Source organism: Marinobacterium aestuarii, from assembly GCF_001651805.1.
Classification (GTDB): Bacteria; Pseudomonadota; Gammaproteobacteria; order Pseudomonadales; family Balneatricaceae; genus Marinobacterium_A; species Marinobacterium_A aestuarii.
Genome location: NZ_CP015839.1, coordinates 2,909,208 through 2,932,135 on the forward strand (window position 1 = coordinate 2,909,208; position 22,928 = coordinate 2,932,135).

The 22,928-nt window shown below is 58.7% G+C and carries 24 protein-coding genes; 6 read left to right on the forward strand and 18 right to left on the reverse strand.

Features of this window, described 5'->3' with window-relative positions; genetic code table 11:
• Window positions 1-122: 122 nt before the first annotated feature.
• Window positions 123-2,780, forward strand: a complete 2,658-nt coding sequence (mprF, locus tag A8C75_RS12730; RefSeq protein WP_067382878.1) for a bifunctional lysylphosphatidylglycerol flippase/synthetase MprF — start codon at window positions 123-125, stop codon at window positions 2,778-2,780.
• Window positions 2,781-3,004: 224 nt separating this feature from the next.
• On the opposite strand, the gene A8C75_RS12735 is transcribed toward mprF, so the two are convergent.
• The gene (locus tag A8C75_RS12735) at window positions 3,005-3,718 is read right to left on the reverse strand and encodes a DUF1003 domain-containing protein (RefSeq protein ID WP_227819910.1); all 714 of its coding nucleotides are present in this window, start codon (window positions 3,716-3,718) and stop codon (window positions 3,005-3,007) included.
• 130 nt (window positions 3,719-3,848) lie between these two features.
• Here A8C75_RS12735 and A8C75_RS24150 point away from each other — a divergent pair, with 130 nt between their 5' ends.
• Window positions 3,849-3,983 (forward strand): hypothetical protein, encoded by a 135-nt coding sequence (locus A8C75_RS24150; protein ID WP_257737046.1) that lies wholly within the window; start codon window positions 3,849-3,851, stop codon window positions 3,981-3,983.
• Window positions 3,984-3,992: 9 nt separating this feature from the next.
• Here the strand turns inward: A8C75_RS24150 and A8C75_RS23650 are convergent, their stop codons facing one another.
• Together A8C75_RS23650 and A8C75_RS12740 are read right to left on the reverse strand one after the other, a co-directional pair.
• Window positions 3,993-4,361 (reverse strand): hypothetical protein, encoded by a 369-nt coding sequence (locus A8C75_RS23650; protein WP_157890289.1) that lies wholly within the window; start codon window positions 4,359-4,361, stop codon window positions 3,993-3,995.
• Window positions 4,362-4,868: 507 nt separating this feature from the next.
• Window positions 4,869-5,831 (reverse strand): calcium/sodium antiporter, encoded by a 963-nt coding sequence (locus A8C75_RS12740; protein ID WP_067382884.1) that lies wholly within the window; start codon window positions 5,829-5,831, stop codon window positions 4,869-4,871.
• 641 nt (window positions 5,832-6,472) lie between these two features.
• Here A8C75_RS12740 and A8C75_RS12745 point away from each other — a divergent pair.
• Window positions 6,473-6,877 (forward strand): immunity protein Imm33 domain-containing protein, encoded by a 405-nt coding sequence (locus A8C75_RS12745; protein WP_067382887.1) that lies wholly within the window; start codon window positions 6,473-6,475, stop codon window positions 6,875-6,877.
• Window positions 6,878-7,084: 207 nt separating this feature from the next.
• Window positions 7,085-7,516, forward strand: coding sequence for an Hsp20 family protein (locus A8C75_RS12750; protein WP_067382889.1), 432 nt, complete (start codon window positions 7,085-7,087; stop codon window positions 7,514-7,516).
• Between the two features lie 108 nt (window positions 7,517-7,624).
• On the opposite strand, the gene A8C75_RS12755 is transcribed toward A8C75_RS12750, so the two are convergent.
• The 4 genes from A8C75_RS12755 to amrB all read right to left on the reverse strand — a co-directional run bounded on the left by A8C75_RS12755 (window position 7,625) and on the right by amrB (window position 10,053).
• Window positions 7,625-8,134: an O-acetyl-ADP-ribose deacetylase gene (locus tag A8C75_RS12755; RefSeq protein WP_067382892.1), complete on the reverse strand. Its 510-nt coding sequence runs from the start codon at window positions 8,132-8,134 to the stop codon at window positions 7,625-7,627.
• Window positions 8,118-8,495, reverse strand: a complete 378-nt coding sequence (locus A8C75_RS12760) for a cupin domain-containing protein (RefSeq protein ID WP_067382895.1) — start codon at window positions 8,493-8,495, stop codon at window positions 8,118-8,120. Before A8C75_RS12760 ends, A8C75_RS12755 begins: the two co-directional genes overlap by 17 nt.
• 114 nt (window positions 8,496-8,609) lie before the next feature.
• Window positions 8,610-9,200, reverse strand: a complete 591-nt coding sequence (gene amrA, locus A8C75_RS12765; RefSeq protein WP_157890290.1) for an AmmeMemoRadiSam system protein A — start codon at window positions 9,198-9,200, stop codon at window positions 8,610-8,612.
• A gap of 64 nt (window positions 9,201-9,264) precedes the next feature.
• On the reverse strand, window positions 9,265-10,053 hold the full coding sequence (gene amrB, locus A8C75_RS12770; protein WP_067382899.1) for an AmmeMemoRadiSam system protein B: 789 nt from the start codon (window positions 10,051-10,053) through the stop codon (window positions 9,265-9,267).
• Window positions 10,054-10,218: 165 nt separating this feature from the next.
• Between amrB and amrS the strand changes: the two genes are divergently transcribed.
• The gene (amrS, locus tag A8C75_RS12775; RefSeq protein ID WP_067382902.1) at window positions 10,219-11,340 is read left to right on the forward strand and encodes an AmmeMemoRadiSam system radical SAM enzyme; all 1,122 of its coding nucleotides are present in this window, start codon (window positions 10,219-10,221) and stop codon (window positions 11,338-11,340) included.
• Between the two features lie 26 nt (window positions 11,341-11,366).
• Here the strand turns inward: amrS and A8C75_RS12780 are convergent, their stop codons facing one another.
• Window positions 11,367-12,320, reverse strand: coding sequence for a tRNA dihydrouridine synthase (locus A8C75_RS12780; protein WP_067382910.1), 954 nt, complete (start codon window positions 12,318-12,320; stop codon window positions 11,367-11,369).
• A gap of 81 nt (window positions 12,321-12,401) precedes the next feature.
• Here A8C75_RS12780 and thpR point away from each other — a divergent pair, with 81 nt between their 5' ends.
• Entirely contained in the window at window positions 12,402-12,929 is a 528-nt protein-coding gene (gene thpR, locus A8C75_RS12785) for an RNA 2',3'-cyclic phosphodiesterase (protein WP_067382914.1), read from the forward strand.
• Between the two features lie 190 nt (window positions 12,930-13,119).
• Here thpR and A8C75_RS12790 read toward each other — a convergent pair whose 3' ends face one another.
• From A8C75_RS12790 to truA, 10 genes are all read right to left on the reverse strand, one after another.
• Entirely contained in the window at window positions 13,120-14,331 is a 1,212-nt protein-coding gene (locus A8C75_RS12790; RefSeq protein WP_067382918.1) for an O-succinylhomoserine sulfhydrylase, read from the reverse strand.
• Between the two features lie 18 nt (window positions 14,332-14,349).
• Window positions 14,350-15,873 carry an amidophosphoribosyltransferase gene (purF, locus tag A8C75_RS12795; protein WP_067382921.1) on the reverse strand — a complete coding sequence of 508 codons (1,524 nt, stop codon included), beginning with the start codon at window positions 15,871-15,873 and terminating at the stop codon, window positions 14,350-14,352.
• A gap of 61 nt (window positions 15,874-15,934) precedes the next feature.
• Window positions 15,935-16,429 (reverse strand): CvpA family protein, encoded by a 495-nt coding sequence (locus A8C75_RS12800; RefSeq protein ID WP_067382924.1) that lies wholly within the window; start codon window positions 16,427-16,429, stop codon window positions 15,935-15,937.
• A gap of 62 nt (window positions 16,430-16,491) precedes the next feature.
• Complete coding sequence (locus A8C75_RS12805; protein ID WP_067382927.1) at window positions 16,492-17,049, reverse strand: SPOR domain-containing protein; 558 nt, start codon at window positions 17,047-17,049, stop codon at window positions 16,492-16,494.
• Between the two features lie 43 nt (window positions 17,050-17,092).
• Window positions 17,093-18,373 (reverse strand): bifunctional tetrahydrofolate synthase/dihydrofolate synthase, encoded by a 1,281-nt coding sequence (folC, locus tag A8C75_RS12810; protein ID WP_067382930.1) that lies wholly within the window; start codon window positions 18,371-18,373, stop codon window positions 17,093-17,095.
• A 92-nt stretch (window positions 18,374-18,465) separates the two neighbouring features.
• A complete protein-coding gene (gene accD, locus A8C75_RS12815; protein ID WP_067382933.1) occupies window positions 18,466-19,329 on the reverse strand; it encodes an acetyl-CoA carboxylase, carboxyltransferase subunit beta in 864 nt (287 codons plus the stop codon).
• Between the two features lie 40 nt (window positions 19,330-19,369).
• On the reverse strand, window positions 19,370-20,173 hold the full coding sequence (trpA, locus tag A8C75_RS12820; RefSeq protein ID WP_067382936.1) for a tryptophan synthase subunit alpha: 804 nt from the start codon (window positions 20,171-20,173) through the stop codon (window positions 19,370-19,372).
• A 25-nt stretch (window positions 20,174-20,198) separates the two neighbouring features.
• Window positions 20,199-21,389 carry a tryptophan synthase subunit beta gene (gene trpB / locus A8C75_RS12825; protein ID WP_067387280.1) on the reverse strand — a complete coding sequence of 397 codons (1,191 nt, stop codon included), beginning with the start codon at window positions 21,387-21,389 and terminating at the stop codon, window positions 20,199-20,201.
• Window positions 21,390-21,402: 13 nt separating this feature from the next.
• Window positions 21,403-22,029 carry a phosphoribosylanthranilate isomerase gene (locus A8C75_RS12830; protein WP_067382939.1) on the reverse strand — a complete coding sequence of 209 codons (627 nt, stop codon included), beginning with the start codon at window positions 22,027-22,029 and terminating at the stop codon, window positions 21,403-21,405.
• A gap of 51 nt (window positions 22,030-22,080) precedes the next feature.
• The gene (gene truA, locus A8C75_RS12835; protein ID WP_067382942.1) at window positions 22,081-22,926 is read right to left on the reverse strand and encodes a tRNA pseudouridine(38-40) synthase TruA; all 846 of its coding nucleotides are present in this window, start codon (window positions 22,924-22,926) and stop codon (window positions 22,081-22,083) included.
• Between the last annotated feature and the right edge of the window lie 2 nt (window positions 22,927-22,928).

Sequence of the window (22,928 nt, forward strand, 5' to 3'; positions counted from 1 at the left end):
CTCTTTGCTCTAGGAAACTCAGCTGATACAGTCGATACAGTGACTAATCCCGCTATCAGCGGACAGTGCCAGAACACGCAAGCCTTGGGCGTCGACGACGAGGCTCCCATCGCAGGGTCGCAATGAAACCTATCAAGCATATTCTCAAGACACACAGTGGCAGCCTCCTCGCTTTCGTCGTCTTCGCGCTGGGTGTTGTCGCGGTTCGTGCACTGCTGCGCGATGTTGATATCCACGCCGTGCTCAATCAACTGTCGGCCATCCCCCGCGCCACACTGATCGTCGCGATGGGCGCAACCTTTCTGAGCTACACCGTCCTCGTCGGCTATGACTGGTCGGCGCTGCGCTACATTGGCAAGAGTGCTCCACCGATCGTACTGGGCTTTGGCTCCTTCACCGCCTACGCCCTCGGCAATACGGTTGGGCTTGCCGTGCTGTCCGGTGGTGCGGTGCGTCATCGTTTCTATCAGGGCCTCGGATTGGATGCCAGGGACATCGCTGTCGTCTCGACAATCTGCGCTATCTCATTCGGCACCGGCGTCACCCTTGTCGGTCTTGCCGCGCTTGCTTATCACCCGGCTGCGCTGAGCGCCGTGATCAACCTGTCACCCGCGGTGGTGCGCACGCTCAGCGTCCTGTTACTCATTGCACTGGTCGCGATACTGGCCTGGGGTTCGGTCCGTGGACGCGCCACCGGCCGCTATCGGATCCGATTGCCACGCCCTGCCGAGCTGCTCGCGCAACTTGGGTTTTCCGTCGGCGACATTGCCCTGGCCGGACTTGCGCTCTATGTGCTGTTGCCAGCAGATTCAAGCCTCCCCTATTCGACCTTCATCGCTGTATTTTCCGCCGCAGCGGTGGCGGGTGTTATCAGTCATGTGCCCGGTGGTATAGGCGTGTTCGACAGTGTGATCATCGCAGGTGTTGCCCAAAGTACCGACCAGGTTCCAGGCGTCGCGGCGGCAGTGCTCGCCTATCGTGCCATCTATTACCTGCTGCCCTTTGTAGTGGCTCTGGTGATCCTGAGCCTGTCCGGGCCCCTGCTTCGACACAGCGACACTGCACGCCGCTCGGCGCGGCTCTTACCCCTGCTGTCATTGTTCGATGACATGAAACCTGCACTGTTGCTCGGACTCTCGGCGCTGGTATTTCTGACCGGTGCTGCGCTGCTACTGAATGGGATTTTGCCAATTCCTGCCGATGTCATGGAGGAAATTCTGCCACTGATCAACACGAATTTATTCGAAGTATCGAACGTGATCATGGGCGTGGTCGGTGGCGCTTTGATTGTCCTGTCCAATGGACTCCGACGTCGCATCCGGGGGGCGTTCTGGATAGTGTTTGGCATGATGCTGTTCGGCATATCGACACTTGCCTACCAGCGCGTAGACATCGACCTGCTGGTATTCATGGTATTTGCCGTGACCCTGCTGTGGCTTTCGCGTTCCGAATTCTATCGTTCGTCGAAACTGACGACCAACATACTCTCGGCTGAGTGGTTGCTGCTGGTTGGCGGTCTCGTGCTCAGTGCCTTCCTGTTGATTCACTTCGCGCACGATGACACCGCCTACAACCATGAGCGCTGGTGGCAGTTTGCCGCCGACCAGCAACTCTCACGCTCTCTGCGGCTGTACGGTACCGGCTTGTTCACCGCCCTCTTCGTGCTACTGGTGCTGGCACTTCGCCCCGCCCGCAGCGCGCCCGTCAGAACCGCTCCCTTCGACCGCGCCCAGGTGGCAAAGATTATTGACCAACAGGACGATGCAGACGCCTGCTTCGTCTTCACGGGAGACAAATATGTCTTGATGTCGGAGAACGAGGATGCGTTCATCATGTACGCGCCACGCGGTCGCAGCCTCATTGCACTGGGCGATCCCATTGGCAACGCCGCCGCATTCCAGGGTCTGATCAATCAATTCATCGACCTGGGTGATTTGCATAATTACCGGCCGTGTTTCTATCAGGTAGGCCCGGATATGCTCACGCGCTACATCGATCTCGGCTTTTCATTGAGCAAGCTTGGCGAAGAGGCCGTCGTGCCGCTGGAGACGCTCTCGCTCGAGGGCGCCCCGCGCAAGCGATTGCGACAGACTTTCAGCCGTGCAACACGCGATGGGCTGACGTTCGAGATCAGGCTCCCACCGCATTCCACTGAGGTACTAGACGCGCTCGCGGTGATCTCCGCTGAGTGGTTATCAACGCGCAACGCTCGTGAAAAGTCGTTCTCCCTGGGACGCTTCGACCGCGAATACCTGCAACGATTCCCGATCGCGACTGTCACTCACGAAGACCGCATCCTGGCCTTTGCGAACCTGTTCCAGACGGCCACCCGCGTCCGTGCAACCATTGACTTGATGCGGCATAGAAACGACTCGCCGCCGGGAACCATGGAATTTTTGTTTCTGTCCTTGATGCTGGAACTCAAAGCCCAGGGCTACCAGGAATTTTCGCTCGGCTTGGCGCCGCTGATCGGCCTGGCCAGCTCGCGCAACAAGCGCTTGTGGGATCATCTGGGCCTTGCCATCGCCCGCTTCGGCGGGCACTTCTACAACTTTGAAGGGCTGCGGGCGTTCAAGGAAAAGTTCTCGCCCCAGTGGCGACCCCACTATCTGGCCACCTGGGGTGGCGTTGATCCCGTGCTGGTTGCCGCCGATGTCAATGCGCTGGTGAGCGGTGGCCTGGGGGGTGCGCTATTCAAAAGTACACAGGCAAGCGCTACAACCTCCAACCACCGACTTACCGAGCCCCCGCCAGCAGCTGACGCGTCCAAAGCAGGGTAAACAGGGATGCGGGGGCTATAAGGTTTTTCTTCGATGATCGAGCCCAGTCACAGCGATACAGCTGATTGCACTAGGCCAAGAGCCTCAGGATTCGTCCGGTAGCCGAAGCAATACGCTTGCCGGTGCCCTGGATTATCGTCATCCCTGTCAATCAACCGTCGTTAAGCCTCGGTACTATGGGCAGTTGCTGCGCTGTCACCTTGCAAGCGTTCCAGCTTGCAATATCATCGACGGCCGCGCTCCTCCAGGAGCTCAATCTGGATCTCGTGCAGCTCGGCGAGTCGCTGCCACTGGTGCGAAAGCTGGTGATCGATCTTGTCGTGTAGAAGCCGGATCTCGAGCTCGGCCTTGAGGTTCACTCGGTAATCGTTCTCTGCGCGCAGCCGATCCTTCGATTCCTGTCGCCGCTGGCTCATCATTATGATCGGCGCCTGAAGGGCCGCAACGCAGGAGAGAACGAGGTTAAGCAGGATGAACGGATAGGGATCGAACGACCTGAACAACAAGGCGCTCACATTCAGCGCCATCCAGATGATCAGCACAGCAAGGAAGGAGAGAATGAACGTCCAGGAGCCACCGAAGCTCGCCACGCGATCAGACATCCGCTCGCCGAATGTCATGCCCTCGTCCACGGCATCCGGGCTCAGGGTGATAAGCGCGCCAGCCTCGAGACTCTGCAGCACCTCATGATCGAGCGAGCTGAGCTCACCCCGCTCTGCCGCAAGCAGTGCCTCAACATGGCGTCGACGGTAGATCGCGAGGTCACCCACGCAAATGTCGTCACCGTCACTCCAGGCTGGCAGGTCCACCGCAATCAGCGCCGACACCTGCGGGCGTACCGAAATCCAGGGACGGAGCTCGGCGCGCGGGAAACGCTGCCCGCACACCACACAGGCGCGTGTCTGCTCAGATGTCGGTAAGTCGTTGTACTCGCTCACTGCCATCTTGTCCTCGGGCCATGAAGCTCTGGTTGTTTGCTTGTCGATCGATCAGGAAAATCGGCAAGTCCATACTCGCCTGTGCCCGTCATTCCTTGCTGTAGCTCATGATCATTGTAGGCGGAAGGCTGTGGATCATCGCGACTTCCTTGATTTTGCACGCCGTGCAAAAAAGGTGACCGCCATTCTCATCATGACAACCGGTGGCTTCAAGACGCGCCAGCACGCCATTGACGCCATTGAGAGTGCGCTGTCGACATGGTAAGCCTGAGCCCTATCCGCACCTTGCCAGCGATTGGTTAAAGCTTGCCGGTGGCGACCCGCAGTTTCCAACATTCGCCACCTCCCCTCCTGGTGGTGTCACGGCCTGTACTATGCGACTACAGCGCTCGCAGAAGATAACGAGGATGAATTCAGCCTGGATCTCGAAGCCGTCATGCGCCTCTACGACATGCGCGATACGCAGCGCTGCGATGCCTGGCGCAACGCCTTTGTCCTCCTGGCAGAGCGCGTTTAGATCACTGCCGGCACGGAACAAACATTGCGAGATCGGTGGAATGCCTGTCACCACCGATGCATTTATTGCAGGTATATGGGTGAAGATCCGAAGGATCGAAACCCAGCAGCGGATGCCTTCTTTCAAAGTCGTCGAATCTTTGCAGTGTTACCGTTGTCGGATAATCCCGGTTTCGCCCTATTGGGCGACTCACTTTTCTTCGAACGGCCGAAGTAAAGTAAGCAAAAGAAGGCCACCCGCAGAAGCCTTTCCACTGCGCGCTGGAACGGTTTTCCGGGTGCCGCTGACGTTACGTCCCTGTACCGCAGCGGCAGTTCGGCATCCATGCCTCACCCCTGCCGGGTCTAATCGAAAAATAGTCCCAGTGCTCGTCGGGTTAGGGACATGGATGTCCTGTATGCAGGCACTGCCGGAGCAATTGCCTGTCCTGACGGGACCCGGGTGGTTACTATAAGCATCTGGAATTGCTCCGGAGGCTAACTGCCAGTCGAAGCAATCGTGAAGGCTACTAACGGCACGGAATGGACATGAACGCCGAAACTCACCAGCGGCTTGGAGCGTGGTGGTCGTCCGATGCTGCGCATTATTAGGCAGGCTGCTTCTCTTTGATTGCAAGAGCACATCCAACCGACGTCAGTCGCCAAATACAGTGAAGCTCAGCCCCAGATAAATACCGTAGCCGATCAATAATAGGCCACCCTCCAACCGGCTCAGGCGACGCCCCGTATACAAGAACAGTATCAGGAGTAGAGCCGCTCCGAGCATTACCCATTGGTCAAATTGTAGGATTCTAGCGTGGACGGGCAGTGGCTGGAGTAGCGCGGAGACACCAAGAATTCCCAACAAGTTGAATATATTGCTACCAAGAATGTTGCCGACCGCCACATCCGCATGTCGCCGTATTGCAGCAATCACCGATATCGAAAGCTCTGGAAGTGACGTGCCTACCGCCACTAACGTCAAGCCAATAACAGCCTCGGAAACCCCAAAGTGCTCTGCAATTCCCACTGCACCGGTTAGCAGCACTTGAGATCCGCCGATCAATAGCAGTAACCCGAAAAAAACAGCGGCTACAATCCATAACAACGACTTCGGCACCATGGAAAGCTCTTCCGCTTCAGCAATGTGAAGTTCTGCTGAGAGCGTAACGCTGGAGCGTTCGGTCAAGTAAGCCCACGACAGGTAAGCTAGCAAAGCCAACAATAGAATTGCTGCATCCGTCCGCTGCAAGGCGCTTCCACCAACCAAGACCAGAAACAGTATACTTGCCGCTACTACCGTTACAGCGTCCCTGTGCAGTGCCAATGGCTTGACCGCCAGAGGCGTGATCAATGCACATACTCCAAGAATCAGAAAGATATTACCGATATTGCTGCCAACGACGTTGCCGATAGCGATATCGGGGCGACCATTTACTGCTGCATCAATAGAGACCACCAATTCCGGTGCTGATGTACCGAAACCTACGATAACGAGACCGCTAAGCAATGGCGATACGCCGAGGCGTCTGGCGGCGGCCAACGAGCCTCGAATCAATGCTTCACCGCCAGCAGTAAGCAAGGCCACACCCAGAAGTAACAGCAGAAAATTCAACATGGTTGAGGAGCTCCAGGTACAAAATCTGAAAACATAAAGAAGCACACAATTGGAGGCCTAACATTTCAACACTGCGCATGTTCATTTACGCACATACCGGGATAGCGAGAGAAAGGTTAAAGAATTGAATTTAATAGATATTTATAATTCAAAGTCATTTTTCTCCGTTGAAAACGTGCATCCACTTTTATGTGTTGTTTCGCCCGCAAAATCCCACAGCCCTCCAATCCATAATGACGTGATATTGGACCATTTCAGGTCTCCATACCAATAGTAAAAGAGCGCTATTTTGCGGCGATTCGCGCACGAGGACAGGGAGTACAGGCATAGCCCGATGTCTGCTTTGGGTCGAAAACGACAATTGACTGTTTGCGGCTCTCGGCAGGCTCTCGGACATTCAGCCCCCTAGCGATACACTCCCACGCCCGTGCAGCTTCTCATCGTAACGACAGGGTTGCGCCCTCTTTAAGTACCATGTGCGGTGGTGACAGCCAATCCTGCACTGATACCGGGCAGGCAGAGACAGACCGATGCAATCGTCCCCTCAAAAACGACACCCTTGCCACGACGACCCGGCCACTTGCCTGCATTCAAGTCCGTATTCGCTGTATAATGCGCCTGCATTTTTACCGGAGGCCCCCATGAGCGACGCAACAACTCTCGACAGCAGCACCGACAGCACTGAAACCGGCCAGACCAAGAGCGGCTTTCTGGCGCTGGTGTCCCGTATGATTTTTGAGGAGAAGCTGCCCGTACGCTTTATGTACAAGAGCGTTCCGGAGCACCTCAACGACACTGGCTGGCGCCTGTTCAGTGGTTATGAAGACGAAGCCTACCTGCAGGACGAAGTCGCCAACCTGACGCCTGTACCGCTGGAGAAGCTCTACAGCATGGATGACAGCCTCGAGGAAAAGCTGGCCTTCAATGCCGGCACCGTGTGGGAACGCCAACCCGGTTGCGACTGGGAGCGAATCCATGATTTCCGCATCCCAAGCCCCAGCGTTGATGTCACCATCACCAACGACCCGGAACAGTTCAATAGCTGAAGCCACAGCCTCTGCTCTGCCTGCCATACGACTGATGGCAGAGCATTCCCCGCCCAGCGCCTTTAGAAAATTCTGCATTTGGCGCGCTTGAAATACTTCTGGTCATCCTCATATAGGTAAGCAGACGCGATCGCTTCGATGAAGGTTCGCGTTTTGCAAGCCCGCAGACTGCGGGAACCTAACATATTGCTCAACGAGGATATGACCATGAGAGATTTTGACCTGTCCCCCCTGTACCGTTCCGCCATCGGCTTTGATCGCCTGGCATCGCTGCTGGATAACGCCAGCCGCAATGAACAGAGCCAACCTGCCTATCCGCCCTACAACATCGAACTGCTGGACGAGAACCACTACCGTATCACCATGGCGGTGGCCGGGTTCGACAACGCTGAGCTCAGCATCAAGAGCGAGCAGGACATATTGATCATCCTGGGCCAGAAACAGCAGGATGCCACCGACACGCGCAAATACCTTTACCAGGGCATAGCCGCGCGCAATTTTGAGCGCCGCTTCCAGCTCGCCGACCATGTTCGGGTCGTGAAGGCCAGCATGGACAAGGGGCTACTGCACGTGGATCTGGTACACGAAGTACCCGAAGCCATGAAGCCGCGCCTGATCGAGATCGAAAGCATGGCGTAATCCTGGCATTCACTGCAGGATCTGATAACGGCCGGGCACCCTGAGTGCCCGGTTTTGCTTGTATACCCTGCTCTTGCTACTTTGGCCTTGCCCCTTGCTACTTTCTCCTTACGCCTTCAGAGCCTGGCGATAGAGCCCCGCCATGGGCGCATCGAAACAGCAGAAAAGTACCCGCAGTGGCTGCGCCCGCACTACCAACTCGGCTCGCACTGCCCGTACCGCAATCTGCACCGCCTGCTGCGCAGGATAACCATAGACACCACAGCTAATGGCCGGAAACGCAATCGACTCGACCTCCAGCCCCCGCACGCACTCAAACACAGTGCGGTAGCAGCTTTGCAGCAACTGCGCCTCGCCCTGGTTGCCGCCGCGCCAAACAGGTCCCACCGTATGCACGATCCAGCCGGCAGACAGATTAAAGCCCGGCGTCAGCTTTGCCTGGCCCGTTTTACAACCGCCCAGAGTGCGACAATGCGCCAGCAACCCAGGCCCTGCGGCGCTATGGATGGCACCGTCGACACCACCGCCTCCGAGCAGGGATTCATTGGCGGCGTTCACCAGCACATCCACTTTCAGGCGGGTAATATCCGCCTCAACCACCTCAATCCGCGAATCCATCTCGCCCCTCCGTTTTGCTATCTATGCCCTCTGGCGCAAAATGCAGCGCCAGCCAGACGGTAACCTGCGCAGGATCGGTCCAGCTCACGCGGTGACGACAATGGGTCGGCAGCAACAGCGTATCGCCAGGCACCAACGTCAGCTCACCCTGCCCCTCGATCAGCAGTCGTGCACCGCCGACGAGCAACAGCACCCACTCATCCTCGGCCTGATCGTACCATTCACCCTCGGGGGTCACCTGGCCCCAGGACAGAATACGTTCCAGCCGAAAACCTGGCCGCTGCACCAGGCTCTCGAACACTTCCTCAGCCCCCGTCGGCGCAAGACCCTGCAGCAAATTAACCACTTTGACAGACTTCATCAGCCCCCCTCTACAAGCACTTTATAACCACCTCGCGATCTTCAAATAGCCGCCGAAAAGCTGCGGCACAGGCAGTTAGCGTGGCGCCCTGTTATGCGATCAGGCATTACATATTTAACCTGACGGGGAGTCAGTCTCGGTTATCTTCAGTACCCGATAGCGCCAGCAGCGCAGCTGCGGACTCCAGGAGTCCGCCGCCAGCCCCGCCTTGCACTTGAGCTGACACCAAAACGCGTCGACGTCCGGCAATTGCTCCCACACCGAAGGCAGGAAGGTTGCCTGATAGCCCTCAGATTCAAACGCCAGGCCATCAACACCGGCGATAACCTGGCCCAACAAGTCAGCCTCATCGCGAAACTGTAACGGCACCAGCGGCGACAAGAGCGACAGCTCCAGCTCAATGCCGCCAAGCTCGCGCTGCTGCACCGGTGCAAAGCGCCTGTCGCGCAGTGCACTGTGAAAGGCATTGTGGGCCACATCCTGCAGCAGCGCCCTGTCGCTCTGAAGCGACCCCATACAGCCGCGCAGCGCCCGCCTGTCGTTTCTGCCGGTCATCTGGCTTGCTGGAGTGTAGAGCGTGACAAAGCTGGCACCCGGCACCTGCAATTGCGCGGGCGCCTGTTCAAGGTCTGGCAGCCACAACTCGCCAGTCGCAACACCCCGCTCGATGGCTTTCCAGGCAACGCTAAGCAAACTCCGGCGCAACTTAGGGCTTGATCCAATAACGCCCAAGGCAGCCGGCAACCCAGAGTTATTTTGCGTGTTCTCATCAGGCGATGACATAAGCACCGTACCCCACAACGCTATCCCGGGACCCCGCAGTGTCGCCTGAATTACGCAGATCAATACAGCGCGCACCAAGACCCCGCAGGGCTGCTGCACGCAAGAGGCCGTTGACCGCCACGCAGCCACAGGCCTGATCAGAATGCAGCGCCGGATCCAGCTGTTCTATGTGATGAGTGGTGGCTTGGTCGAGGCGCTGCGCCACGGCGTAACTGTGGTAATGACTCAGATCACTGCTGACGATAACCAGGGTATCCGGGTTATCGAGCCCAACCCCCACAAGCGCAGCAATGGCTTCGGGTACAACCTGCCCCACGATCACCGGCAATAACTGCCAGTCTGGATTGAGACGCAGCAAAAACGGCAGCTGTACCTCAAGGCAATGCTCAAGCCGGTGCGCCTCATCGTTATACTCAACCCAGCCATTATCGACCCAGCCCCGCAGAGCGGCCGCGTCCAGCGTCATCACACCCAGCGGGCACGCAAAGCCACTTACGGCTGGCACCGCCATGGCGCGCAGCGGTACACGGTGATTGGGCCCCAGCAGTAGTACGCGTCTAAAAGACTGACCAGCGTCTCGCAGCAAGCAAAAGGCGCTAGCAGCCACGGCACCGGAATAGATCAATCCCGCATGGGGCACAATCAATGCCCGAGGCACTTTGCCGGGGTTTTGCTCACCGACAGCGTTATCCAGCAAGCGCTGCACCAGGGTACCGAGCTCGGCTTTATCGGCTGGATAGAAAGTGCCGCTCACCGCCGCCTGCCGTACATTCATCACCCACCTCCCGCGCAGATAGAGCGAGCTCGCTACAGAATTCAAGCGCGAGCCCCGCAATCTTGCACTGTGCAAATTATAGCCGCCGATACTCGCAACCTGAGGCAGCCGCAGATTGACTAAGCTTTAAACAGGCTCAGCCACATCACAGTGCGAGGCAACGCCATGCCAAGGTCCCCTATAGCAGCGCACCCTGTAACAGCGCCCCCCACAACAGCAGTACCGACGCGCTACTGGCACGCCGTCGAGCGCGGCAAGATACAGTGCGATGTCTGCCCCCGACTGTGCAAACTCAGCGAGGGCCAGCGCGGACTCTGCTACGTGCGCGGCCGCGAAAACGACCAGATCATGCTCTACAGCTACGGCCGCTCCAGTGGTTTTTGTGTCGACCCGATCGAGAAAAAACCACTGAACCACTTTCTGCCGGGCACAGCTGTGCTGTCCTTCGGCACCGCCGGCTGCAATCTGGCCTGCAAATTCTGCCAGAACTGGGACATGAGCAAATCCCGTGACATGGATACCCTGGCCGACAGTGCCAGCCCTGAGGACCTCGCCGCGACCTGCAAGCGACTGGCGTGCCGCTCCATCGCTTTCACCTACAACGATCCGGTGATTTTCATGGAATACGCCATGGATGTGGCCGATGCCTGCCACGAACAGAACATTCGCGCCGTGGCGGTGACCGCAGGCTATATATGCCCGGCGCCGCGGGCCGAATTCTATCGCCATATAGATGCCGCCAATGTCGATCTGAAGGCTTTCACCGAGCGCTTCTACAGCAAGATCTGTGGCGGCGCCCTGGCGCCGGTGCTCGACACCCTGCTCTATTTGCACGACACCCAGGTGTGGTTCGAAATTACCAATCTGCTGATTCCCGATGAAAACGACAGCAACACTGAAATAGAAGCCATGAGCCGCTGGATCTTCGAGCATCTGGGGCCCGACAGGCCGCTGCACTTCAGCGCCTTCCACCCCGACTGGAAAATGCTCGACAAGGCACGCACACCCCAGGCAACCCTCAGCCGGGCACGGCGAATCGCGATGGAACAGGGGTTAAGGTATGTCTATACGGGCAACGTGCACGACCCTGCGGGCAGCTCGACCTGGTGCCCGGGTTGTGGGCAACGGCTGATCGAGCGGGACTGGTACGAACTTGGGGAATGGCAGCTGGATGCGAGGGGATGCTGCAGTCACTGCGGCACCCGAATACCCGGGCATTTCGAGGCAGCGCCTGGCGACTGGGGCGCAAAGCGCATGCCGGTGCGCATTCAAAGCCTCGAGCTCTAAAGCGCCATCCGGATTCAGGAACCCGATCAGGCGGCGCGCTGCTCGATCAGCAGCTGACGAATGGGCTCAATATCGCGCAGTGTCTTGACCTGACTGAACAGCTGTTCCGCCTCGGGATAGTGTTTTTTCAGCTGATGCAGCCACTGCTTGAGACGGCCATGCACATAGCCGCGTACCTTGTCGGCCACAATCTGCTCAAAATAGTCGAGCAGTACGCCCTGCATTTCGAACCAGTCGATACCCGCTTCGGCTTCGCCCTGCAAGCGCCGCTTGATGGAACGGGCCAGATCCGGCCTTGAGATCAGGCCGCGACCGATCATGATATCGCGACAACCACTGACGTCACGGCAACGCTGATAGTCATCCCAGCTCCAGACCTCGCCATTGGCGGTGACCGGAATGGGAATGGCCTCGCGAATCTGGGCAATGTACTCCCAGTAGGCCGGCGGGCGATAGCCCTCGACCTTGGTGCGGGCATGCACCGCCAGGCCATCGGCGCCGGCCTCGAAAATAGCCTGGGCATTGTCCAGCGCCAGCGCCTTGTCGCTGTAGCCCAGGCGCATCTTGGCCGTCACCGGAATATGCGCCGGCACAGCCCCACGCACCGCCGCCACTATGGCGTGTACATCCTGCGGTGTATCCAGCAACACGGCCCCGCCGCGATTGCGATTGACGGTCTTGGCCGGGCAGCCAAAGTTGAGGTCAATACCGGGGGCGCCCAGTGCCGCGGCACGCTCGGCATTGGCGGCCATGAGTTCTGGATCACTGCCGAGCAACTGCACTATAACCGGCACACCGCTGGGCGTGGTGCCGCCGCGCAGCAGCTCCGGCGCCAGGCGATGGAAGACAGTGTCGGGCAACAGATTCTGACTAACACGGACAAATTCAGTCACGCACAGATCGATGCCGCCGATGCGCGTCAGTACATCACGCATCAGGTAATCGACCACGCCTTCCATCGGTGCCAGTATGATTTTCACGTTTTGATCATCTAAAGTGTGTTCATCGAAACAGCGGAAAACCGCATATTATACGGTGATCGGAATAAAGGGAGGAATTCTATGCGTCTTTTCGTGGCCATCGACCTGCCCGACCCGCTGCAGGACGCCATCGCCCGCCTGCAGCAACCGGTACGTCACCTGCACTGGACTGCACCGGAGCGGCTGCATATCACACTGCAGTTTCTGGGCGAGCAACCCGGCCACCGTCTGGAGACCATTTACAGCGCTCTGGAGGACATCGAGTTCGCGCCACTGGACCTGCGCTGCGAGGGTGTAGGGCAGTTTTCATCCGGGGTCATCTGGCTGGGCGTCGATCAGCACCCGGCCCTGGAGCAGTTGCAACAACAGATAGGTACTCAGCTGCGCGCCGCCGGCATTGCGCTGCAGCAACGCCGTTTCATTCCCCATATCACCCTGGGCCGATGCCCCGGCAATCGCCTGGACCGCGTGCTGGAGCACGTCGCCGCACGTTTCTACGGCCAGGCATTCTGCTTTGCGTGTGATGCCTTCAGCCTTAAAAGCAGCCTGCTGCGCCCCACCGGAGCGCTGCACCATATCGAGGCTGAATTTCTCTGCACCAACGCCTGAATCGCCTGTCAGCGATGATCAGCCGCTGCCTATTAACCCGGAGGGTTAATACATGAAGCAGGGATGCTTCATCATTGGCCGCAGGCCAATGCGAACGCCATAAAAACTAGCATGTCCGCGCACCTGCGCCTGTTTTTATGGCGTGACGGACAAATAGGGAGGGAACCTATTTATCCGCCAGGTTAATAGTTTAGAGTGCCGCCAGACCGAGCTGCAGATCACCGCGGATATCCGCAAGATCTTCCAGACCCACCGAAACGCGGATCAGGTTATCCCGAATACCGGCGCGGGCACGATCATCGGCCGTCATGCGACCATGGGTGGTGGTACCCGGGTGAGTGATGGTGCTCTTGGTATCGCCGAGATTGCCGGTGATCGACAGCATGCGAGTGGCATCGATAAAGCGCCAGGCCGCTTCACGAGCACCCTTGACCTCAAACGACACCACGGCCCCGAAACCAGTCTGCTGCCGCTTGGCCAGCGCGTGCTGCGGGTGCTCCGGCAAGCCGGCGTAATACACCTTGTCGATACCCGGCTGCGCATCCAGCCACTGTGCCAGCGCCAGCGCGCTGGCACAGTGTGCCTCCATGCGCAGCTTGAGGGTTTCAAGACCCTTCATGAACACCCAGGCATTGAACGGGCTCATGCAGGCGCCGCCGGTGCGGATAAAGCCAAACACCTCTTCCATCAGGTGATCAGGCCCTGCGACCGCGCCACCGACACAGCGTCCCTGACCATCAAGAAACTTGGTGGCCGAATGAATTACGATATCGGCACCCAGTGCCAGCGGCTGCTGCAGCGCAGGCGTACAGAAGCAGTTGTCCACCGCCAGCAGGATATCCTGCTCGTGGGCAATGGCCGCGACGGCAGTAATATCCGCCAGCTGCGCCAGCGGATTGGACGGCGACTCGAGGAAAAACAGCCGCGTTTGCGGCCGGATGGCCCCGCGCCAGTCATCGTTGTCGGTCGGATCCACGTAGCTGGTTTCGATGCCTGCGCGGCTCAGGTACTTGTCGAACAGCGAGACAATGGATCCAAAGACACTGCGCGAGCACACCACATGATCGCCGGCCTTGAGCAGCGACAGCACCGTACTCAGAATGGCCGCCATGCCCGATGCGGTTGCCACTGCACGCTCTGCGCCTTCAAGCGCCGCTATGCGACGCTCAAACGCCTGTACTGTGGGGTTGGTGAAGCGGGAATAGATATTGCCCTCTTCATCGCCGGCAAACTTGGCCGCAGCCTCGCGGGCGCTGGAATAGACAAAGCTGGAGGTCGTGAAAATCGGATCGCCATGCTCGCCTTCATCGGTGCGCTGCTGGCCCGATCGCACCGCCAGGGTGGCGAACTCATAGCCTGTCGCATCAAACTGAATGCGTTCTTCGCGCTCGAATTTTTTCATGTTGCGCGATGTCCTCTGTTAGTCGATTCTGGAGTGCAGGTCGTCGGCCGATTCGTTGCTCTCGGCATCCGTATCGTCATCGGCCATGGCCGCATCATTGCGCTTGACCTCAAGCCGCGCCAGGTAGTCGCCGTCCACATCGCCGGTCACATACTTGCCATCAAACACACAGGTATCGAATTCGCGAATCTCTGGATTACAAAGGCTGACACATTCCTTCAGATCAGCCAGCTCCTGAAACAGCATCCAGTCGGTACCAATATATTCACCCACTTCCTCTTCGGTACGGCCATGGGCGATCAGTTCGGTGGCCGCCGGCATGTCGATGCCATAGACGTTGGGGAAGCGTACCGCAGGCGAGGCCGAGGCAAAGTAGACCTTTTTGGCACCCATGTCCCGGGCCATCTGCACGATCTGCTTGGACGTGGTGCCGCGCACGATGGAGTCGTCCACCAGCATCACCACCTTGCCACGGAACTCCATCTCGATGGGGTTCAGCTTGCGGCGCACCGATTTCTTGCGCTCGCCCTGCCCCGGCATGATGAAGGTCCGGCCTATATAACGGTTCTTGATAAAGCCTTCACGAAAATCGACCTTGAGGGACTTGGCCATTTCCAGCGCCGCGGTGCGGCTCGTATCCGGAATGGGGATGATGACATCGATATCGTGATCCGGACGCTCGCGCAGCACCTTGGCGGCAAGCTTTTCGCCCATCAGCATGCGAGACATATGCACGTTGACGCCGTCAATAATGGAGTCCGGGCGCGCCAGGTAGACAAACTCAAACAGGCAGGGTGCGTAACGGCTGTTGCGGGCACACTGCTGGGTATTCACGTTGCCGTCCATATCGATGTAAATGGCTTCGCCGGGTTCGATGTCTCGCACGTGGGTAAAGCCGCATACATCCAGCGCCACACTTTCGGAAGACACCATGTATTCTTCGCCGGTTTCGGTTTCACGCTTGCCGTAACACAGCGGACGAATGCCGTTGGGATCACGGAACGCCAGAATGCCGTAGCCGGTAATCATGACGACCACCGCATAGCCACCAGTGCAGCGCTCATGCACACGCTTTACGGCGCTGAACATGTCATCGGCATTGGGCTGTAATTTGCCCTGCCCCTGCAGCTCATGGGCAAACACATTGAGCAGCACTTCGGAATCGGAAGTGGTGTTGATATGGCGCAGATCGGCGCGGAACATTTCGTCGGCCAGCGCTTCGGCGTTGGTCAGGTTGCCGTTGTGGGCCAGCGCAATACCGTAGGGCGAGTTGACGTAAAACGGCTGCGCTTCGGCGGAGCTGGAGCTGCCGGCCGTGGGGTAGCGCACATGACCAATACCGGCATTACCGGCAAGGCGCTTCATGTGGCGGGTGCGAAAAACCTCACTTACAAGGCCGTTATCCTTACGCAGAAAAAACCGGTTACCCTCACCGGTCACCATGCCGGCCGCATCCTGGCCCCGGTGCTGCAGCACCGTTAGAGCGTCGAAAATCGTCTGATTAACGTAGGATTTGGCAACAACGCCGACAATACCGCACATGTAACGCACCTCAAAACAGTTCAGAAAAGCCTTGATGAATCCTGCCGTGACGGATGTTCAACTAAAGTCCAACATTCCAAATTGCACGCACGACGTCTTGCGCCAGATCACGAGTCCAGGATTCCATTTGAATAAAATGAGGGATAAGACGCGAATCGTGCCACCAGGGGTCCTGAATCGCGGGGGTAATGCCCAGGAGCGCTACCAACACCACGATCAGTAAAGCCCCACGGGCCAGTCCGAAACCTATTCCGAGTATACGGTCAGTACTACTCAAGCCGGTGGCCTGCACCAGCGCAACAATGAGTGCGCTGATCAAGGCACCCACGATCAGAGTAGCCAGAAAAAGAATAGCAAACGCCACGGCAACGCGCGCCGAGGGCATTTCGATATAGTCCTGCAACACCAGGCTCAGAGGAGCCGTAAAGAGTCGCGCGACTATGAAGGCCGCTACCCAGCTTGCCAGGGACAGAGCTTCCTTGACGAAGCCCCGTTTCAGGCTGAAAAGCCCTGAAATGGCGATGATAGCGATGATGGTCCAGTCAGCCCAGTTCATGTTCCCGATCGGATCCTTTAAACAGCGCGCATTCTAACAGAGGGTCTGACACAACCCAATGCTCACTGAGTGGTAAAACGCACGATAATGCCGTTGAGGTCGAAATCCTTCTTGAGCTCTGTCTGCAGGGCTTCAAGCTTGGTCCGCTGGATGTCCGGCCCGACGTAGACCTTTACAAGATCGCCGATGCGTCTGGTATACACCTTGTGACCGGACCCCACCAGCTTCTTGCGCAGCGACTTGGCATTGGCTTCGTCCTTGAAGCTCGCCAGCTGCAGCGTCCAGGCGACCGGCACATTCTGCTGATCCAGCACCGGCGTATCAGCACCGAGTCCCAGGTCCGGGGTTGCCTGCTGCGCGCCCTGCACCGGCAGCACCGCCTCGGGCATGGGTTCAATTTCCCTGGGTTCAAGCGCCGGGGCAACATCCTGCGTATCCGGCAATGCCGCGATCTGCGGCTCTATGGTCACAATTTCCACCGGCTCAGGCCCTGCGGGAATATTGCTCGGCAAATGCCGCTCCCGGTAGCCGTCACCGTCAAACACCAGCGGAATAAACACTACTGCGGCGACAAGCACCGCCGCTGCGCCGACCAACCGCTGTCGGAGTCCGTCATTCATGCCTGCGCCCTTTCATTCAAACACACTCCCTATTCCCATCGAATCAGCCCTGCAGTTCAAGCTGCGCCAGCGCTTCACTCACCGTAAAGAAAGAGCCTGCGATCAGCACCCTATCCCCGGCGGCCACCTGCTGCCGCACCCCGGCCAGAGCCTCGGCCACGTCGCTGTAGGTCAAGCAGTGTGCCTGCGGATCCAGCACGCGCAGGCGCAGCGCCAGTGCCGCAGCGCTCTGACCGCGGGGCCCGCCAAGACCGGCAAAGTGCCAACACTGTACCACCGGCTGCAATGCCTTAAGCACACCGTTCACATCCTTGTCATTCAGCATGCCAAGCAGAACATGCAGGCGCCCGATCGGCGGCGATTTCGCCAGACGCCCGGCGATATACTGCGCCGCCTGGGGGTTGTGGGCCACATCCAGAATACATTCAGTGTCGCCAAGCATCAGCCGCTGCATGCGCCCGGTCATGGCGGCGTTGCGCAGCGCAGATTCTATGCTGCTGCGCGCAGGCGCATCGAGCAGCAGATGCAGCACCTGCAGCGCCGTGGCGGCATTGGGCAACGGCAGCCCGGGCAATGGCAGATAATGAAACTCAACGGACTCGCCCTGCAGATTGCGACCCTGCCAGTGCCAGCCTTGCGCCTGCTCCAGGTAGGTAAAACTGTCACCCACCTGATACAGCCTGGCACCGAGCTGATCCGCCGCCTGCGCTACCGTTACCGGAGGTTCGGGATCACCGCACACCGCCGGCGTATCAGCACGGAAGATACCCGCCTTCTCGCGACCAATCAGCTCGCGGGTATCCCCCAGCCAGTCAGTGTGATCCAGCGCGATACTGGTAACCACTGCCACCTGGGGATCGACGATATTCACCGCATCCAGGCGCCCGCCAAGGCCCACTTCGAGCAGCACCACCTGCGGTGCCTGCTGCGAGAAGATTTTTAATGCCGCCAGAGTGCCGTACTCGAAATAGGTCAGCGGAATCTCGCCACGCGCAATCTCAACCGCCGCAAAGGCATCACAGAGTGCCGCGTCGGACGCTTCGGCACCATTGATGCGCACACGCTCGTTATAGCGCAGGAAATGCGGCGAGCTATAGCAGCCCGTGCTGTAACCGGCCTCGCGCAGCATGCAGTCGAGAAATGTCTGGGTCGAACCCTTGCCATTGGTACCGGCAATGGTCACGACCTTGCTGCGGGAAAAATCCAGCTCAAGCCTGGCGGCAACGTCGCGCACACGATCCAGCCCCAGCTCGATGTCACTGGGATGACAGGCTTCGATATGCTCAAGCCATTCGTTCAGAGTCTCAGGAGTACCCGATAACATCAGTCTCTACCCGCTAAAAGCTAAACCGGGGTCAGCCGCACCGCCCGATCAATGATCAGCGGCCCGGCGACCCCGGATTCAAAAACGCTGAATCAGGCTTCGCTGTAATGCGTAAGCTTGCGCAACAGCCCACTGATACGCTCACGCAGTTCCTTGCGATGGATAATCATATCCACCTGACCGTGTTCGAGCAGGAACTCGCTGCGCTGGAAACCTTCTGGCAGTTTCTCTCGCACCGTTTGCTCGATAACGCGCGGACCGGCGAAACCAATCAGCGCCTTGGGCTCGGCGATATTCAGATCGCCCAGCATGGCCAGGCTAGCAGAAACACCGCCGTAGACAGGATCCGTGAGGACCGAGAAATACGGAATGCCGGCCTGGCGCATTTTTTCCAGCGCCGCGCTGGTTTTGGCCATTTGCATCAAGGACGTCAGCGCCTCCTGCATACGGGCACCACCGGAGGCCGCAAAGCAGATCAGCGGAATACCCTCTTCCATGCAGACATTGGCCGCGCGCACGAAACGCTCGCCGACCACGGCGCCCATGGAACCGCCCATAAAACGGAACTCGAACGCCACCGCCACCACCGGCATGCCATCGAGCTCACCCCGCATGGCCACCAGCGCATCCTTCTCGCCGGTTTCTTTCTGCGCTGCCGACAAGCGATCCTTGTACTTCTTGGAGTCGCGGAATTTCAGGCGATCGACCGGTTCCACTTCGGCGCCAATTTCTCGCAGGTTGTCGGCATCGAGGAACATTTCCAGACGCTTGCGAGCCCCCACACGCATGTGGTGATTGCACTTGGGGCAGACATTCAGATTCTTGTCCAGCTCCGGGCGATACAGCACCGCTTCGCATTTGGGACACTTTTTCCACAGGCCTTCCGGCACGTTGGACCGGCGGCTCTCGGCGTTGCGAGCCAGTGAAGGGACAATTTTTTCCAGCCAGTTACTCATTTTGCTCCATCCCCTGTGCGGGAAAACTGTTCAACGATCTTCAGGCATCCATGGCGGCACGCATGCCGGCAATAATACGGGATACCTGCTCGGGAATCTGCTGCGGCTGTGTCGCCAGTTCAGCAATGCGATTGACCAGCACGCTGCCGACGATCACACCATCGGCGATCTGGGACACGGCGCGGGCCGAGGCATCGTCACGGATACCGAAACCTACGCCCAGCGGCATATCGGTGTGACGACGCACCTGTTTCAGTTTTTCTTCCACCGCCGCCACATCCAGCGCCGCGGAACCGGTCACGCCCTTGAGGGACACATAGTAGATATAACCACTGCCCTTTTCACACACCGACTTGATGCGGGACTCATCGGTGGTCGGCGCCAGCAGATAAATCACGTCGATCTCGGCGGCACGCATAACCTCGATAAAGTCATCGGACTCTTCCGGCGGCAAGTCGACCGTCAGAATGCCATCAACACCGGCCGCCTTGGCGCGGGTCGCGAAACTCTCATACCCCAGCACTTCAACAGTATTGAGGTAGCCCATCAGCACGATCGGTGTCTGGCTGTCGGTTGTACGGAACTGCGCCACCATGTCGAGTACGTCCAGCAGACGGGTACCGTGGGACAGCGCGCGCTCACAGGCCAGCTGAATCACCGGGCCATCCGCCATGGGGTCGGAAAAAGGAACACCCAGCTCCAGAATATCGGCACCGGCTTCAACCATGGCGTGCAGCAGCGGCACTGTCACCGCGGGCGACGGGTCGCCTGCGGTCACATAGGGAATCAGCGCCTTGCGCCCGGCGGTCTCAAGACGGGCGAAACAGTCTTTAATACGACTCATGTCAATCTGTACTCCAGCAGTGCGCTCAGACGTCGATACCATCGAGGCTGGCCACGGTGTGAATATCCTTGTCGCCGCGTCCGGACAGGTTGACGACGATAAACTGGTCTTCGCGCATGGTGCGGGCAAGCTTGAGCGCGTAGGCCACGGCGTGACTGGACTCCAGTGCCGGCATGATGCCCTCAACCCTGGTCAGGGTACGGAAGGCCGCCAGGGCTTCATCATCGGTGGCATCAACGTATTCAGCGCGACCGGTATCTTTCAGCCAGGCATGCTCAGGTCCGACGCCGGGGTAATCAAGGCCCGCGGAAACTGAATGGGTACCCAGAATCTGACCGGCGTCATCTTCCATCAGATAGGTGCGATTGCCGTGCAGTACGCCAGGACGACCCGCCGACAGCGGCGCCGCATGCTGACCCGAGGCAATGCCGTAGCCGCCCGCTTCCACACCGTACATGCGCACATCACCATCTTCGATAAAGGGATGGAACAGACCTATGGCATTGGAGCCACCACCGACGCAGGCCACCAGCGCATCCGGCAGACGACCCACCTGATCCAGGCTCTGCTGGCGGGCTTCACGACCGATAATGCACTGAAAATCACGCACCAGCTTGGGGTAAGGATGCGGACCTGCGGCAGTACCAATGATGTAGTAAGTGGTATCGACGTTGGTGACCCAGTCGCGCATGGCTTCGTTCATGGCGTCTTTGAGCGTGCGGGTACCGGACTCCACCGGCACTACCGTCGCGCCCAGCAGCTTCATGCGATAGACGTTCAGCGCCTGGCGGCGCACGTCTTCGATACCCATGTACACCACACACTCAAGACCCAGGCGCGCCGCCACTGTGGCAGAAGCCACACCGTGCTGACCGGCACCGGTTTCGGCGATGATACGCGGCTTGCCCATTTTCTTGGCGATCAGAGCCTGGCCGATAGTGTTGTTCACCTTGTGGGCGCCGGTGTGGTTCAGGTCTTCACGCTTGAGATAAATCTGTGCGCCGCCATTTTCCCGTGACAGGCGTTCGGCATGATAGAGCGGCGACGGACGGCCCACATAGTGCGCCAGATCCTTGTCGAACTCTGCCTGAAACTCCGGGTCCTGACGCAGGGATTCGTAGGTACTTTCCAGATCCTGGAGGGCACCAATCAGCGTTTCGGAAACGAAACGACCGCCGTAGGGACCAAAATGTCCGCGGTCGTCCGGTAACTGCATCAGTGCAGCCAGTTCAGCTTTTGTCGGCACGTGCCACCTCTTCGATAAACTGTTTCAGCTTATTGTGATCTTTGATCCCCTTCGCCGCTTCAACGCCTCCACTGACGTCCACGGCAAAAGGGTTGACCTGCGCTATGGCAGATCGAATATTGTCCGGATTCAGCCCGCCCGCCAGTATGATCTGCGGCCGCACCGAGACTGGAATGCGCGCCCAGTCAAACGCCTCGCCGGTGCCTCCTGGCACGCCGGCCCTATAGGCATCCAGCAGAATACCCCGGGCGCCGGCATAGTCCTGCATGACAGCAACGATATCAAGGCCTGGCTTCATGCGCAGCGCCTTGATATAGGGCCGCCCAAAGCCTGCACAAAAATCCGCCGACTCATTGCCGTGAAACTGCAGCAGGTCTATGCCGGTCGTCGCCACAACCTGCTCCACGTATTCCGGGCTTGCATCGACAAACAATGCCGTCGTCGTCACGAAGGCGGGCAGGTCCGCAATAATGCGGGCTGCTACCTCGGGTGTCACATGGCGCGGGCTTTTGGCATAAAACACAAATCCCAGCGCATGGGCGCCGAGCCGAACCGCCGCCTGCGCATCATCCAGACGAGTAATACCGCAAATCTTGACGCGTGTAGTCACGACCGTGGCTTCCTGAAAACGCACGATAATACCAGAAGGACCGGGCTAAAGTCAGTCCGCCCCGCCCAGGAAATAGGGCCCCAGCGGCGATGGCGGCAGCTTGAAATGTTCCGGATAGCGCACATCGACGAAATAGAGCCCATGGGGCGGCGCCGTAATGCCGCCCTTGCGCCTGTCCCGCGCCTGCAACACGTCCTGCGCCCATTCGGGCTCAGCCTCGCCGGCACCCACGGTCATGAGCACACCGGCAATATTGCGCACCATGTGATGCAAGAACGCATTGGCCTGCACATCGATGACAATCAGCTCACCGGCACGGTAAACCTGCAGCACACGCACTTCCCGCACAGGACTCTTGGCCTGACAGCCAATGGCGCGATAGGAAGTGAAATCGTGTTCGCCAACCAGGTATGTTGCCGCCGCATTCATGCGCGCAAGATCAAGCCTTTTGTGGGTCCAGGTCACGCCGCGGGCCAGCAGCGCAGGTTTCACTGGAGCCGAGCGAATCAGATAGCGGTAACGTCGCTCCCGGGCGCTGAAGCGGGCATGAAAACTATCATCCATCTGGCGTGCCCACTGGATGGCGATATCATCCGGCAGATTAGTATTGGTCCCCAGCACCCAGGCGCGTTCATCACGCTTGGCCGTCGTATCGAAATGAATGATCTGGTAGCTGCCACTGACGCCGGCATCGGTACGCCCGGCGCAGACGACATTAACCGGCTCGTTGGCGACCCGGCTAAGCGCCTTCTCCACCGTTTCCTGAACACTGGGCACATTGTTGGTTTTCTGTGTCTGCCAGCCCCGGTAGGCGAAGCCGGCATATTCGACACAGAGCGCATAACGGACGGGGGCGATCGAAATCGCCCCCGTAGTAGTTTCTATTTCAGACTTCATGA